The sequence below is a fragment of the Microvirga sp. BF8 genome, from assembly GCF_059888585.1.
Window position 1 is genome coordinate 1,587,791 of the sequence record NZ_CM187619.1, and the last position, 14,914, is coordinate 1,602,704.

Annotated in this window: 13 protein-coding genes; 10 read left to right on the top strand and 3 right to left on the bottom strand. The window is 64.5% G+C overall.

Features of this window, described 5'->3' with window-relative positions:
- Positions 1-118: 118 nt before the first annotated feature.
- The gene (locus AC522E_RS07635; RefSeq protein ID WP_500749805.1) at positions 119-1,588 is read right to left on the bottom strand and encodes a DUF1254 domain-containing protein; all 1,470 of its coding nucleotides are present in this window, start codon (positions 1,586-1,588) and stop codon (positions 119-121) included.
- Between the two features lie 341 nt (positions 1,589-1,929).
- Here AC522E_RS07635 and AC522E_RS07640 point away from each other — a divergent pair, with 341 nt between their 5' ends.
- From AC522E_RS07640 to AC522E_RS07650, 3 genes are read left to right on the top strand one after another with little or no spacing between them, the layout of a single operon-like run.
- On the top strand, positions 1,930-2,280 hold the full coding sequence (locus AC522E_RS07640) for a HigA family addiction module antitoxin (RefSeq protein ID WP_500749806.1): 351 nt from the start codon (positions 1,930-1,932) through the stop codon (positions 2,278-2,280).
- Complete coding sequence (locus tag AC522E_RS07645) at positions 2,270-3,763, top strand: ATPase domain-containing protein (protein ID WP_500749807.1); 1,494 nt, start codon at positions 2,270-2,272, stop codon at positions 3,761-3,763. Before AC522E_RS07640 ends, AC522E_RS07645 begins: the two co-directional genes overlap by 11 nt.
- Complete coding sequence (locus tag AC522E_RS07650) at positions 3,763-4,854, top strand: sensor histidine kinase (RefSeq protein WP_500749808.1); 1,092 nt, start codon at positions 3,763-3,765, stop codon at positions 4,852-4,854. Before AC522E_RS07645 ends, AC522E_RS07650 begins: the two co-directional genes overlap by 1 nt.
- 132 nt (positions 4,855-4,986) lie before the next feature.
- Here AC522E_RS07650 and AC522E_RS07655 read toward each other — a convergent pair whose 3' ends face one another.
- Entirely contained in the window at positions 4,987-6,201 is a 1,215-nt protein-coding gene (locus AC522E_RS07655; protein WP_500749809.1) for a cation:proton antiporter, read from the bottom strand.
- Positions 6,202-6,252: 51 nt separating this feature from the next.
- Positions 6,253-7,092, bottom strand: a complete 840-nt coding sequence (ppk2, locus tag AC522E_RS07660; RefSeq protein WP_500749810.1) for a polyphosphate kinase 2 — start codon at positions 7,090-7,092, stop codon at positions 6,253-6,255.
- A gap of 626 nt (positions 7,093-7,718) precedes the next feature.
- Here ppk2 and AC522E_RS07665 point away from each other — a divergent pair.
- The 7 genes from AC522E_RS07665 to AC522E_RS07695 all read left to right on the top strand — a co-directional run bounded on the left by AC522E_RS07665 (position 7,719) and on the right by AC522E_RS07695 (position 14,895).
- Positions 7,719-8,678 carry an AraC family transcriptional regulator gene (locus AC522E_RS07665; protein ID WP_500749811.1) on the top strand — a complete coding sequence of 320 codons (960 nt, stop codon included), beginning with the start codon at positions 7,719-7,721 and terminating at the stop codon, positions 8,676-8,678.
- A gap of 156 nt (positions 8,679-8,834) precedes the next feature.
- On the top strand, positions 8,835-9,155 hold the full coding sequence (locus AC522E_RS07670) for a hypothetical protein (RefSeq protein ID WP_500749812.1): 321 nt from the start codon (positions 8,835-8,837) through the stop codon (positions 9,153-9,155).
- Between the two features lie 20 nt (positions 9,156-9,175).
- A complete protein-coding gene (locus tag AC522E_RS07675) occupies positions 9,176-11,326 on the top strand; it encodes a mechanosensitive ion channel family protein (RefSeq protein ID WP_500749813.1) in 2,151 nt (716 codons plus the stop codon).
- A 124-nt stretch (positions 11,327-11,450) separates the two neighbouring features.
- Positions 11,451-11,876 (top strand): helix-turn-helix transcriptional regulator, encoded by a 426-nt coding sequence (locus tag AC522E_RS07680; protein WP_500749814.1) that lies wholly within the window; start codon positions 11,451-11,453, stop codon positions 11,874-11,876.
- Positions 11,877-12,178: 302 nt separating this feature from the next.
- Positions 12,179-13,159 carry a phosphate acetyltransferase gene (locus tag AC522E_RS07685; protein WP_500749815.1) on the top strand — a complete coding sequence of 327 codons (981 nt, stop codon included), beginning with the start codon at positions 12,179-12,181 and terminating at the stop codon, positions 13,157-13,159.
- A gap of 3 nt (positions 13,160-13,162) precedes the next feature.
- The gene (locus tag AC522E_RS07690) at positions 13,163-14,371 is read left to right on the top strand and encodes an acetate/propionate family kinase (protein ID WP_500749816.1); all 1,209 of its coding nucleotides are present in this window, start codon (positions 13,163-13,165) and stop codon (positions 14,369-14,371) included.
- A gap of 17 nt (positions 14,372-14,388) precedes the next feature.
- A complete protein-coding gene (locus AC522E_RS07695; RefSeq protein ID WP_500749817.1) occupies positions 14,389-14,895 on the top strand; it encodes a hypothetical protein in 507 nt (168 codons plus the stop codon).
- Positions 14,896-14,914 lie beyond the last annotated feature (19 nt).

The window sequence follows — 14,914 nt, forward strand, 5'->3', positions numbered from 1 at the left end:
ACGCCTCGGTCTGCTCGTGAGGCGGTGAGCGGGCTATCGTACATTGGCTCGGCTACTCCTCGCCCATTCCTGACGTTCAAAGTGCCGGGACGGTTGCCCCGGCGCTTGGGGACGCCCTTCACTGAGCCGTGATGCTCGACGTGGTTTCGAGCTTCATCACGGGCGGCGGGTTCCACTTGCCTGTCAGGGCCGCTGATTGCGGAGCATAGAGCCGCAACATCACGTTGAAAGGACCCTTCGGCGCTGGCAGCCAGTTGGACTCCTTGTCCTGTCCAGGGCTTTCGTTCTGAAGATACAGATCCAGGGAGCCGTCCCCGTTATGCTTGAGCGGCATCCAGCTGCTCAAGGCGAAGCGGTTGAGGTTGTTGGGAACCTGGAAACCCTCCTGGTCATAGAGCGTCAGCGACCAGAAGGCTGCGGCGGGCGGAGCTTGGCCCTTCTCGAAATGGAGCGTGTATTTGTTCGCGCCGTCGAGCGGGCGGCCCGTGTCGTCAGCAAGGTTGACAGGATAGATCGCATCTTCCGGCAGATTGGCGCCGAGTCCCATCTGGGCGACGATGGCCCGCTTGAGGTAGTAGTTGCCATAGACGCCCATCGTGTCCGTATTCGTCCCCCAGCCGTTTGTCACCCGCGCCAGCGTCGGCACCTTCCATGCCATGAGTCTCTGGGCGATCTCCGGTGCGGTTTCGAGCGCCTTCTTGACCACTGGATCGAGCTTCTCGACGTCGAGGCTCTTGCCCGCCTCTATGCCGATCCGCTTCATGCGGGCGAGGATCGGCTCGTCGGTCAGATGAGGCCCGGCAAGCTTCAGGAGGTCCGTCCCATAGGCGAAGTATCTTAGGGCGGGCATGGTCTCGACCTGCTGCTTCGGTGGCGTCTTCATGTCGATGTTGGGGTCGATCTTTACCTCGGGCGCTCGCGCTGTCTTTCCCCATTCGGACAGGGGCGTGACCTTGAACCCCGCCTGGATCTTGTGAACCGCATCGTAGTCGGCCGGGCCGTCGGTCTTGGTTCTCCCGATGATCCACACGATCGGCGTCGGGGCGTCGATGCGTTGCGTGCCGGCCGGGAGCCGGAACTCGTCAAAGCGCTCGCGCAGATCGGGCCGCCACGTGGCCGGTGCGATCAGGAACTCGCCCGCCTGGGTCCCGGTGGTGCGCCAGCCTGGCGAGGCGAACACGTCCGTCCACATGTCGAGCATCGGGAGGAGGTAATAGCGGCCGCCGGTATCCGGCACCGAGACCACCATCGGCTCCTTGGAAAGGTCGAGGAAGGCCGACGAGTAGAGCGTGTCGAAGTTGTAGCGAACCACGCCCTTGTCGTCGCCGGGCGGATAGGACGGCACGTTGTTGAACATGTTCATCGGACCCCGCCCGATGACCTTGCTAGGTTCAAGGTTGGTGAATTGCTTGCGCGTCACGTCGAGGCTGACGATCGGATAGAAGTACACATAGGCCTCGACGGCGATCTCCTGGGCCTCCTGCTCGGTAAGGGCAAGGGCGCTGGTCAGCGTCCCTCCGATCCCGAGACAGCTTGCCAGAATGGCCGTGCTCAGCAACTTGACGGTGTGGTTGTGAGGCAGTGACATGAGATGGTCGCTCCCTGAATGGCGCCCATGCGTTCGGTTATCGAAGCCAAGGTGGCTTGCCGGGTATCGGGCGGTTGGGGTGGCGCGCTGCGATGTTACATTTCTAGACGCACCAGCTGTCGGCCTGACGCTCATCGCGCCGGTAGTGTAGCACCTTCTCATCTTGACGCAGCTTGGGGTTTTCCTTGCCCGTCGTGTGGCGAAATTCCGAGATCATGCTTTGACCTCTGCAGCGGATCCGGCTGTCCGCGCAGATCGATCATGCTCAGATCGGCGGCAGCCCTTGTTTTCGGTGACCTGTCGCCCATAACGTTACAGTGAGCCTAACCCAAGGTAAGTGCATGATCTGCTCCGGAGACGTCCTCCTGGCGCCGCCGCCTCATCCAGGCTGGATCTTGCGCGACAGGATTCTGCCCGGCCTTGGTCTCTCTGTCAGCCAGGCCGCTCGCGAGCTTCGCATCGCGCGTCAGACGCTGCATCGCATACTTGCCGGCAAAGCCGCGATCAGCCCCGAGATGGCCACTCGTCTTGCCCGTCTCTCGGGAACGACACCTCACTTCTGGCTCGACCGACAGCTACGGCACGACCTCTGGCATGCGCAGCAGGCGCTTACCAGCGTACTTGGACTGATCCCGACCCACACGCTTCCGGCCGCTCTACAGAAAGAGATTGGACTTCATCATGACCTCTAAGCCTCAATCTCCTAAAGCGCGGACAGGGGTCGAGGGGCTGGACGATGTCCTGGTCGGAGGCCTGTCCACCGGGCGCGTCTATCTTCTGGAGGGCAGTCCCGGCACTGGCAAGACCACCATCGCTCTCCAGTTCCTGCTCAATGGGGTCGAGTCGGGAGAAACCGGGCTGTACATCACCATGTCCGAGACCGAGGCGGAGTTGCGCGATGGCGCGGCGTCTCATGGCTGGGACATCGGAGACGGCATTCACATCTACGAACTCGTGCCGCCGGAGAGCCTCCTGGACGAGGAGCATCAGCAGAGCCTGCTCTACTCGTCCGATCTCGAGCTCGGCGAAACCACCAAGGCAGTGTTCGCCGCAATCGAGCGTACGAAGCCAGTCCGCATCGTGATCGACAGCCTGTCCGAAATCCGTCTTCTGGCGCAAAGCTCCCTGCGTTACCGCCGTCAGATCCTGGCGATGAAGCACTATTTTGCGAGGCAGGGGGCAACTGTCCTCCTCCTCGACGACATGACCACGGACACGAACGACAAAACCGTTCACAGCCTGGCCCATGGCGTGATCCGCCTGGAAGGTCTCGCACCGGTCTATGGAGCCGAGCGCCGCCGCCTGCGCGTGGTCAAGTATCGCGGCCAGTCGTTCCGGGGCGGTTTCCACGACTTCATCATCGCCCAAGGGGGCGTCCAGGTGTTCCCGCGCCTGGTCTCCGGCGAGCACAGGACAGGCTATACCCGCAATGTCCTCACAAGCGGGATTGCCGAACTCGATGCGCTCCTCGGGGGTGGCATCGAGCAGGGCTCCAGCACACTGGTCATGGGGCCTGCGGGCTCGGGCAAGTCCCTGCTCACAGTACAGTTCGCCATCTCTGCGGCCTCACGCGGCGAGAAAGCGGCCCTGTTCATCTTCGACGAGGAACTCGGTCTCCTGATCGACCGGACCAAGTTGATGGGCATCGATCTGGACGCGTTATGTGCAAGTGGGCGCCTGTTCATCGAGCAGGTCGACGCCGCCGAACTCTCACCCGGCGAATTTACCGACCGGGTGCGCAACAAGATCTATCGCAACGGGGTGAAGACGGTCGTGATTGACGGCCTGAACGGCTACCAGGCTGCGATGCCGGAGGAGCAGTTTCTGACCCTGCATATTCACGAGCTGCTGCAGTACTTGAACCGGCAGGGTGCCTCGACCTTCCTGACGGTCGCACAGCATGGGCTCGTCGGCGACATGAAATCTCCCGTCGATGTCACCTATCTGGCCGACACCGTGATCCTGCTGCGCTACTTCGAAGCCTTCGGCCAGGTCCGACGGGCGATCTCGATCATCAAGAAGCGGTTCGGCGCGCACGAGAACACCATCCGCGAAATCCGGGTCGACAGCAGGGGCATCGCCATCGGAGAGCCCCTGGAAGGCATCCAGGGCGTTCTGCGCGGCACTCCGGTCTTGGCCGAGGGCGACCGGTCCCGGTTGCTCGAAGACCGCTGATGATGAGCGACCGTCTCCATTCGCATTCGGAGCGGGCGCTTATCCTGGCCCCACACGGGCGGGATGCGGCAGTTGCGGCGGACATCCTGAACAGCGTAGGGGTTGCCTCCGAGATCTGCCCCGATCTTTCGGTGCTGGTGCGCGAGATTGCGCAGGGCGCGGGCTTCGCACTCGTCACGGACGAGGCTTTCCGCACCGCCGATCTGAAGGAGCTTTCCCGTTGGCTATCGGACCAGCCTCCCTGGTCCGACTTCGCCTTCGTGCTCCTCACGCGTCGCGGCGGCGGGGTTGAGCGCAATCCAGCCCTGGCGCGGCTCTCCGCGATCCTTGGCAATGTGATCTTTCTGGAACGCCCATTCCATGCCGGAACTCTGGTGAGCGTCGCTCACTCCGCCCTGCGGGGACGGCTTCGGCAATACGAGGCGCGGGCCCGGCTGGAGGAGCTGCACGAAGGTGAGGAGCGGCTGAAAGAGGCTCTCAACAAGGAAAGACGCGCGGCCGAGCATCAGAGGGTGCTCATCAATGAGTTGAATCACCGGGTGAAAAACACGCTCGCCACGGTGCAGTCGATCTCGGCCCAGACCTTGCGCACATCGGACACGAAGGCGGACGCGGGCGAGTCGTTGGAGATGAGACTGCTGGCCTTGTCCCGAGCCCACGATGTTCTCACCCGCGAAAGCTGGGAGGGCGCGGACCTGGTGGAAGTGGTCGCAAACGCTCTCAAGCCCTATGAGGTCTCGGGGGAGAGCCGCTTCCGCATCAAGGGTCCTCCCGTGCGGGTCACCCCCCGCATGTCGCTGGCTCTGGCGATGGCGCTGCATGAGCTGGCGACCAACGCGGTGAAGTATGGAGCCTTGTCCAACAAGAGCGGCTTCATCGAGGTGTCGTGGGAGTTGCACAACGGATCTGCGCCGCCCCGGCTGACCCTGCGATGGAGGGAGATCGGGGGGCCGCCCGTGTCGGCACCCCGCCGGCGGGGCTTCGGATCGCGTCTGATCGAGCGCACTCTGGCGCATGATCTGAACGGACAGGTGGATATCGCTTATCCGGCATCCGGGGTCGTCTGCACCGTCGACGCGCCTGTTGCATAGACCACGGACGGCATCAGGAATCCGTGCAGTGACTCCGTTCGTTCGACGGATCGTTCAGGGTGCCTTCGATGCCAGTTCATCCTGGGCGCCGGGAGAGGTTGATGGCGATGAAGCGGCCAATATGCGCCATGGCTAAGGGATGGGAGTGTCCAGGGTGCCCATCCGACGGGCCAAGGCGTCGGCCAGTGGACTCGCGGTCAGGCCATGTGCCGCGATGCTGAGGATCACGGTCCAGGCCACCGTCGCGGTGAGGGTCTCGCCCCCCGGGAGGTTGGCGTCGAGCACGATGACGGCGAAGACGATACTGGCGAGGCCTCGAGGTCCGAACCACCCCAGGAAGAGTTTGCTGTCGGCCGCGAGGCCAGTTCCGGCCAGAGCCACCCAGACGGGAACCATGCGGACCGCCGTGAGGCTCAGGACCATGTAAACGACGATTTCCCAACTCAGTCGATCCAGCGCCTGGCCAATCACGGCCGAGCCGAACAGGACCCAGGTCAGAAGGGCGAAGATGTCGCCGGCTCCTTCGGCAGCGAGGAGGAACTCATGCTTCTGCTCCTGCTGCCGCGCCATCCCGCCGGCCACCAGTCCGCCGACGAAACAGGCGATGAAGCCACTCCCACCCAACGCTTGTGCCGTCGCGAACATGACGAACGCCAGGGCCGCAACGGGCAGTTGCCGCCAGACCGTGGTCGTCCAGCCCCATTGCACGGCGCGGCGCAGTGCCCAGATACCCAGTGCGGCGCATCCCGCGCCCACGGCAAGCCCGATGCCGATCTCCTCGACAAAGCGGCGCAGCACCAGTTGCCATGATCCGCCGGCCGGTTCCGCGGCCATTTCCAACAGGATCAGGAGGACAGGGACGCAGATGCCGTCGTTGAGTCCGCTCTCCACGTTCAGGCCCTCGCGGATCGGCGGCGGAACGGCGGGGTTTGATACCACTGCCTTTCCAAGGGCGGCGTCGGTTGGCGCCAGCATGGTCGCGAGCAGCGCCCACCCGATCACGCCGAGCTCGGGGAAGAGCAGGGCGGCAGCGCCGATACCGAGCAGGATCGTCAACGGCAGGCCGATCAGCAGCAGGCGCTCCGGGATTGCGTAACTCGCCTTCAGAACCCTGAGATCTGCACTGGCGGCGTCGGTGAACAGGACCAGCGCCAGGGTCAGCTCTGCGAGGGTCCTCAGCGCTTGGGCGTGTCCATCCAACGTGAGCCAGTTCAGACCGGCTGGGCCGACCGCCAGGCCGAATGCCGTGAATACCAGGGCACCCGCTACCGGGGTGCGCTCCAGCCGACCTGCCGCCAGGCTGTATACGAAAGCGAAGGCAAACAGGATGGCTATGTTCTGGTACATGACCCACGGATCCGATCCGCAATCGTGCCGCCGCTCTCCCGGAGGGGGACGTCAATAACGTGCCGGCACGATGTGCTCCGCAAGGAGCCCGTCCACGGCTCCCTTGGGCCGCGGTTCTGCCTTCGGCACCTTCGGCAGGTCGACCTTGACCTTTTCGTAGGGGATATGATCGAGCATATGCGCGATCAGGTTGAGGCGCGCCCGGCGCTTGTCGTCGGAAGGAACGATGTACCAGGGGGCCTGCGGCATGTCGGTGCCACGCAGCATCTCCTGGTAGGCGAGGGTGTAGTCCCACCAGCGGCGCACTGACTCGGTGTCCATGGGGCTGAGTTTCCAATGCTTGACGGGGTCGTCGATCCGATCGGCGAAGCGCCGGCGCTGCTCGTCCTGGCTGACGTCGAGAAAGTACTTGAGCAGGATAATGCCGTTGTCGACGATCTCCTGTTCGAACGGCGGCACGAGGCGCATGAAGCGCTCGTATTCCTCATCCGTGCAGAACCCCATGACGCGCTCGACGCCCGCCCGGTTGTACCAGGAGCGGTCGAACAGAATGATCTCGCCGGCGGCCGGGAAATGGGCGATGTACCGCTGGATGTAGAGCTGGCTCTTCTCGCGCTCGGTCGGCGCCGGCAAGGCGACATGTCGGAACACCCGGGGGCTCACCCGCTGTGTGATCCGGCTGATGACCCCTCCTTTGCCCGCCGTGTCGCGGCCTTCGAAGACCACGACGACCCTGGCTCCGGTTCTCTTGACCCAGGTCTGCAAGCGCACGAGTTCGACTTGCAGCTTTCGCAGTTCACCCTCGAATTCCTTCCGTTTCATGGGCGGAGCTGCGGCGTTCGCCTCTTCATTCTCGATCCGCTTCTTCTTCAACGCGTCTTGCCGGCTCATTGCAGGCTCCTCTCGACTTTTGCTCTTCTTTGCCCCTTCAGGGACGCATCACCGAGGTCTCGCCCGGCCGCTTCGCTGCATGGACATAAGAGATGCGCCGCGATGCTTCCGGAGCGCCGGCAGGACCGACGTCAGCGGTTGCAGATGCCGATGGATAAGGACTGTCGTGATGTGCGGCGTGGCGGCAAAGCTGGTTCAGGCCCATCCGTGGCCCCTCCGTGATCCGCTGCAGTCCGGGCTCGCTCCGTTCTCCGCAGCGACGCCATCATTGCGCTGATCGGACCAGCCGGCTTGACGCTTCAGGACAGGCACTTGACCAGATGGGACAGGCGCGGGGGAAAAGGGCGGTCCATGGCCCCGATTGAGCCTCAATCGGGGGCTAACCTCTGCTAGAATGGTCCTGGTTGTGGCGTTGGCGTTCACGTGGGCGAATTCTGCTCCCACGACAGATTTCAGACCCCTTCGAAAGAGCTATGGCGATGACCGAAGACATCGGGCCTACGTTCAGGAGTAAGAGCAACAATCCGGGACAACCGATATCGATCTCGTCGATTCTTCTGACAGGGTCTGGGCGCACGCTTCCATCCGGCTACATCCACTTGGGGGTCGCCAAGGAAATTGCGCCGATGCTGCGTGATTTCGGAATCGATCCCGACCCGGTCATTCGCGCGGCGGGGCTCGACCCGCGCCTCTTCGATGACGGCACTAACGTCATTCCCCATGCGGCTCTTGGCCGCCTTCTCACCCTGTGCGTGGCCCGCACCAACTGTCCGCACTTCGGGTTGATGGTGGGCCGGCGCGCCACCATCCTGTCGCTCGGGCTGGTCGGGCGCCTGATGCTGCAGTCCGAGACGGTGGGCGACGCCATGCGGGCGCTTGTCTCCAACCTGAGCATTCAGAACCGAGGGGCTGTACCGTCCCTGACGACCTGCGGCGACACGACCCTGTTTACCTTTTCGGTCTATCAGCCCCAGGCGGAGAGCGCGGATCAGATCTCGGACGGTTCCCTGGCAGTGGCGGTCAATGCCCTGCGCGCCTTGTGCGGGGCCGACTGGAACCCGACCGAGGTGCTGTTGCCCCGTGCCGTGCCTGCGGATCAGGAGCCGTATCGGCGCCACTTTCGGGCGCCCGTCCGGTTCAATCAGGAGAGCGCCACCATTGTCCTCCCGGCCCGCGATCTGGATATTCGGATCGCCGGGGCGGATCCGCTGATGCGGGCCCTGCTGGAAAAGGAGATCCAGCAGGTGAAGAGCAGCCAGCGCTTCGAGTTCTCGGACGACATCCGGCGGCTGCTGCGTACGCGCCTGACGAGCAACCGCTGCTCGGCCGAGGACATCGCTGGGCTGCTGGCGATGCACCGCCGCACCCTGAGCCGCCGTCTGAAGGGCAGCGGCTTGGGCTACCGGGCGATCGCCAACGAGATCCGGTTCGAGATTGCCCGGCAGTTGCTGCAGGACACCGAGGTGCCGCTGTGCCAGATTGCGGCCGCGCTCGGCTATTCCGAGGCCAGTGCGTTCACCCGTGCTTTCCGGCGCTGGTCCGGCCAGACGCCCACGGCCTGGCGCGACGAAGGCCACACGAGCTGACGCGGGAGCGGCCAAAACTGTCAAGCGATTGGCCCCGACGGTCAAGCACAGGTCTCCGGGAAACCTACAGTGATCCGACCGGCCGTCTATCCCGAAAGGTCCGGTACGGGTTTTCCCGGCCGCTGCCGTCCGGGAAGGCTCAGGGAGGATCGCACCATGAACCAAAGGATCCGCTGGCGTCCGGATGCGAAGCAAATGCGCCTCGCTGCACTTGCAGCGGCGGCCGGCGGCGTGGCTCTGCTCTGGAGCGGCGGCGGTCCCGTTCCGTCCCTTTCGTTCATCAGCCAGGCGGAGGCGCGGGTCGGACGGCCGGCGACGCCGATGAGTTATGCCGGCGTGGCGCGCCGGACCACCCGCAGAAGTGTCGCCTATGGAGCGGCCGCGGGGGCCGCGGCAGCAGGCACCTACTACTATGCAGCTCCCGGCTGCCAGCAGGTCGTGAACTCCTACGGCCAGATCGTCTATCAGTGTCCGTAGGTGACTGAATGGAGTGGAGCATGAGCGTGAGGTGCCTCCAGGCCTTGGCCCGCACCCTGTGGGGACTGGCGTTTCTGATCCTCGTCCAGGTCGGCCCTGGTCCAGCCTCCGCTCAGGCCGCTTCGGCTCCGGCCACCCCGCCGCCCCAGGTCCAGGAACTCCTGAAGCTCCTGGACGATCCTGCCACCAGGACATGGATCGATCAGCAGCGGCGGTCCGCGGCATCCCCGGCGGAGGCGACGCCACAGGCGCCGCCGGCCATGAACTCCGAGATGATGGCAACGCGGGTCGAGGCGATGCGGGCGCACCTCGCGGCCCTGGCAGCGGCAGTGCCCCGTCTGCCGCAGGAGGTCCGGCAAGCCGCCAATCTGCTGTCGCAGGAACTCCGCACGCGATCCGCCCTGGGCGTCGTCCTCCTCGTGATCGGCTTCCTTGCCCTTGGCGCGGGAGTCGAGTGGATCTTCAGGAGAGCCACCACGGCAGCGCATGACCGCATTGCTTCGCGCCCAGCGGGGACGGTGGGCGAGCGCCTGAGTGTGACCGGTCGGCGCTTCGCGTTCGGGCTCGCCGATGTCGCGATCTTCGGCGTTGGGAGCATCGGCGCGTTCCTTGTCTTCGACTGGCCGCCCTTGCTGCGGCGGATCGTGCTCGCCTACCTGATGGCTGCGGTCCTGCTGCGGCTCGCCCTCCTGTGTGGCCGGATCCTGCTCGCACCCCAGGCCGCAGCCTTCCGTGTCATTCCCGTGCCTGATGAAACGGCCAGATTCTGGTATCGGCGCTTGGCTCTGTTCGTCGGGTGGTTCGCGTTCGGGTGGGCCACGGTCGAGCTTGTGCGCACCCTCGGGTTTTCGCCTGACGGTCGCAAGCTGGTCGCATACGTGCTGGGGATCGGCCTGCTTGCCCTCTCGATCGAAGCCATCTGGCGATGGCCTGCCCGTCCGGCAGAACTGTCAGGCGCTGCCGCCCGCCATCATCATCTGGGGGCTTGGCTGCTGTCGTTTTACCTCGTCGTGCTGTGGGGGCTGTGGGTCGCGGGCCTGTTGGGCCTGTTCTGGTTCCTGGTCATCGCCATCCTCCTGCCGCGCGCGGTGGTGATCACCGAACAATCTGTCCATCACCTGCTGCGGCCTGGGAGCGAGGCCCAGGCATCGACGAGCCGCCATCTTGCTGCCGTCTACCTGGATCGGGGCATACGGGCCGCTCTGGTCGTCGGAGCCGCCCTTTTCCTCGCCTGGATTTGGGGGATCGATCTGGGCGAGATGACCAGCAGGGACACTGTTGCGACCCGGCTCGTCCGGGGCCTTCTCAGCAGTGTCGTGATCCTGTTGGTGGCCGACCTCCTCTGGCAGGTGGTCAAGACCCAGATCGACCGGCGGCTGTCGGCCCTGCAGGCTGTGGCGCCTCCAGGGAGTGAGGAGGCCCTCCGCCAGGCGCGGGTCCGAACGCTGCTGCCGATGTTCCGAATGGCCGCGTTCATCGTCCTCGCGTCGGTAACAGTCCTCATGGCGCTCTCGTCCCTCGGAGTGGAGATCGGCCCGCTCATTGCAGGCGCGGGAATCTTCGGCGTTGCCATCGGCTTCGGGTCGCAGACGCTGGTGAAGGACGTCATCAGCGGCGTCTTCTACCTGCTCGACGACGCCTTCCGGGTCGGTGAGTACATCCAGAGCGGCAGCTACAAGGGCACGGTAGAAAAGCTCGGCTTTCGCTCCGTGAAGCTGCGGCACCATCGCGGCCCGATCTTCACTGTGCCGTACGGGCAGCTTGGGGCCGTGGAGAACATGAGCCGCGACTGGGTGATCGACAAAATGACCATCAACGTCACCTATGATACCGACCTCGACAAGGCGAAAAAAATCATCAAGCAGGTCGGCAAGGAGCTGAGCGCTGATCCGGAAGTCGCGCCCAACATCATCGAGCCGCTCAAGATGCAGGGGGTCGAGCAGTTCGGCGACTTCGCCATCGAGCTGCGCATGAAGATGATGACGCGGCCGGGCGAGCAGTTCGTGATCCGGCGCAAGGCCTACGCGATGCTCAAGAAGGCCTTCGATGAGAACGGCCTGAAGTTCGCCTTTCCGACGGTGCAGGTGGCCGGCCGCGAGGACACCGAGCCGGCGGCCGCCCGGCAGGTTCTCACTCTGGTCAAAGGCAAGCCGCCCGAGGAGGGCCAGTAGGCCCGCGCACAGCGTGTGTTCCCAACTGTCAAGGGAAAGTCCCAAGGGGTCAAGCAGGGGGATCTGAAGGCGCTACGATACGGCCCTTCGGTGGCGGCAACGCTGCCAGAAAGGGGGAGAAGCCATGGAGATGCCATTCACCCGCAGCGCCCATGAGCGGCCGTCAGGTCGTGGCTGCGGGCCCCTCACCGAGGATCTGCGCCGCGTGCTTCGGACCGAACTGCTCAGAGACACCTGTTCCGCCGCTACGGTCGCACGTCTGTTCTCGATGCACCGCCGCACGTTGCACCGGCACCTGCACACGGAAGGCCTTGCGTTCCGGCAGGTCGCCAACGAGGTCCGCTTCGAGATCGCGTGCGAGCTGCTGGACCATACCGACATGGCGCTCAGCCAGATCGCGGCGGTTCTACGGTACTCTGAGCTCAGCGCTTTCACCCGCGCCTTCCGGCGCTGGTCCGGGCAGACCCCGTCGGCCTGGCGCGCCAGCCACCCCCAGGTCCGGACATCACGGTTGCCCCGCAAGTCACACCGTTCCGTCAAGCCGGCCTGAGGCGGCAAGCCTTCCCACCGGAGATCACATGAAACACGCGATGCAAAGCCGTCGTGCGTCGCTCGAAAAACGATGGCCGAACGTCTCGCTCCCGGGACAGAACAGGCCGATCCCGCACGGCAGTCCCAAACTGTTAAAGCAATGGCCCAACGGATCAAGCAGCAGGCGCCGAAAGGGACATACTTGCCCTTACAAACGGGCCGGGCAATTGCGGACGGGGATCCAGGACCGGTTCCGCAAACCGTTCGACGCACCCGGCGATCCATCGTGACAGCCCATCGGCAGCACAGTGGGAGGGGATCATGACGGCTGCGGTTTCGGTGCAAGACGCATCACAACACGGCGAACGGCGGCACGACAAGTACGACCGGCTCGTGGCGACGGCCCAGTCTCTCCCGAAGCTGAGGGTCGCCGTGGCGCACCCGTGCGACGCGGCCTCCCTGGGCGCGGTGTTCGAGGCGGTCGAGCTCGGCCTGATCGAGCCGATTCTCGTCGGGCCGCAGACCAGGATCAGGGCCGCAGCAGACGCCCTCGGCAAAGATGTTGCCGGGATGCGCATCGTCGACGCTTCCCACAGCCATGCTGCGGCTGAAGCAGCTGTCGATCTCGTGCGGTCTGGCGAGGTGGAAGCCCTGATGAAGGGCAGCCTGCATACGGACGAGCTCATGGGGGCGGTTGTCCGCCGCGAAGGCGGGCTGCGCACCGCACGCCGGATCAGCCACTGCTTCGTCATGGATGTTCCCGGTCACGACACGCCGCTCATCATCACGGATGCCGCCGTCAACATCGCTCCCACGCTGGAGGACAAGGTCCACATCGTCCAGAACGCCATTGACCTGGCGCGGGCTATGCGGGTCGATCCAGTTCGGGTCGCGATCCTGTCGGCGATGGAGACGGTGAACGCCAAGGTGCCCTCGACCATCGAGGCTGCGGCTTTGTGCAAGATGGCCGACCGGGGGCAGATCACGGGCGGGATCGTGGATGGACCCCTGGCTCTGGATAACGCCATCGACCTCGGTGCGGCAAAGATCAAGAAGATCCAGTCGCCAGTTGCCGGGCAGGCGAACGTGCTCGTGGTGCCGGATCTGGAGGCCGGCAACATGCTCGCCAAGAGCCTGACCTTCCTGGCCGATGCGGATGCCGCCGGCATCGTGCTCGGGGCGCGGGTGCCGATCATCCTCACCAGCCGAGCGGATTCGACGATTACGCGGCTGGCCTCCTGCGCCGTTGCATCCCTCGTGGCCGATGCGCAGCGCAAGCAGCTCGCCGTCCCGGAGGTCTGAGCCATGACGCCGGTCCTCATCGTCCTCAACGCCGGCTCGTCGAGCCTCAAGTTCCAGGTCTACGACATGGTTGACGGCGCGGAGCCGCGGCTCGTCTGGAAGGGCCTCTACGAAGGTCTAGGCACCGCCGCGCACTTCGTGGTCAGGCATGCGGACGGGGCAAATCTCGACGAGATGTCGTGGGCATCCGGGGAAGAGTTCCGGCACGAGGAGGCGTTGATGCACCTCGTGGCGTGGCTTCGCCAGCATCAGGAGGGACGCAAGCTCGCGGCCATCGGTCACCGGGTCGTCCATGGCGGCGAAGCGTTTTCCGATCCGGTTTTGATCGACGAAACCGTCATCCAGAAGCTTGAAACTCTGGTTCCGCTCGCACCGTTGCACCAGCCCCATAACCTGGAGCCGATCCGGGTTGTTCGCAGGCGTCTGCCGGGGATGCCCCAGGTCGCCTGTTTCGACACCGCGTTCCACCAGACGCAGTCGGACATCGCGAGCTTGTTCGCCTTGCCCCGCGAGATGCGCGAGCGCGGCGTGCGGCGTTACGGTTTCCACGGACTGTCCTACGACTACATTTCATCCGTGCTGAGCGACTACGACCCACGTCTCGCCGAGGGGAGGGTCATCGTTGCCCATCTCGGAAACGGCGCGAGCCTCTGTGCCCTCGACAAAGGAACGAGCATCGCCACGACGATGGGCTTTTCCGCCCTCGATGGCCTCCCGATGGGAACGCGATGCGGCGCCGTCGATGCAGGCGTCGTCTTCTTCATGCTCCGGGAGATGAAGCTCAGCCCGGAGGAGGCCGAGCGCGTGCTCTACACCAAGTCCGGCCTTCTTGGAGTTTCCGGCATTTCCAACGATATGCGCGTGCTGCGGGCAAAGGCCGCGACGGACGAGAACGCCAGACGCGCCATCGACCTGTTCGTCTACCGCATAAGGCGTGAAATCGGTTCGCTGGTCGCGGCGCTCGGCGGGCTCGACGGTCTGGTCTTCACAGCTGGCATCGGTGAAAACGACGTGGCAACCCGCGCCGAGGTGATCGCCGGGCTCGCATGGACAGGACTCACACTCGACGAGGCGGCCAATCGTGCCGGCGGACCGCGGATCTCCACCGAATCCGGGCCCACCGCATGGGCAATTCCCACCAACGAAGAACTCGTGATCGCCCGGCAGACGCGCAATGTGCTCGGTGCAACGCAATCCAAACTCGCATCCTGAACAAGGAGATTGATGCCATGGAAACCCTGAAAACCAAGCCGGACAAGGTTCAACAGGAGCTTGCGGACGAGACATTCATGTCGGCCGATGACCTGCGGAACTACATGACCGAGATGCAGATGGCGAAAGCCATGAAGTCGGTCGACGGGATGGATCGGGCCGGCAAGGCGCGTGAGGAACTGATCAAGCGAATGGCCAGTCCGATCGATCTTTCGCCCGAGCGCTTGAAGGAAATTCTCCAGCCGCTGAAATCGAAACTGCGGGCGGCAGCGGAGCGCGGCCAGACCGAGCTGTTGGTCATGCGGTTCCCCAACGCTCTTTGCACAGACAATGGCCGCGCGATCAACAACGCGGATCCGGCATGGCCCGACACTCTCACCGGACGGCCGCGCCAGGCCTACGAGCTCTGGCGGGATCAGCTCAGGGCCGCCGGGTTCAGGCTGAGCGCGATGATCATCGAGTGGCCGGGCGGGCTGCCGGGCGATGTCGGCTTCTTTCTCAAGTGGGGCGAAACTAGGCAGTGAGCTTCTTCGGGAGCTGGCT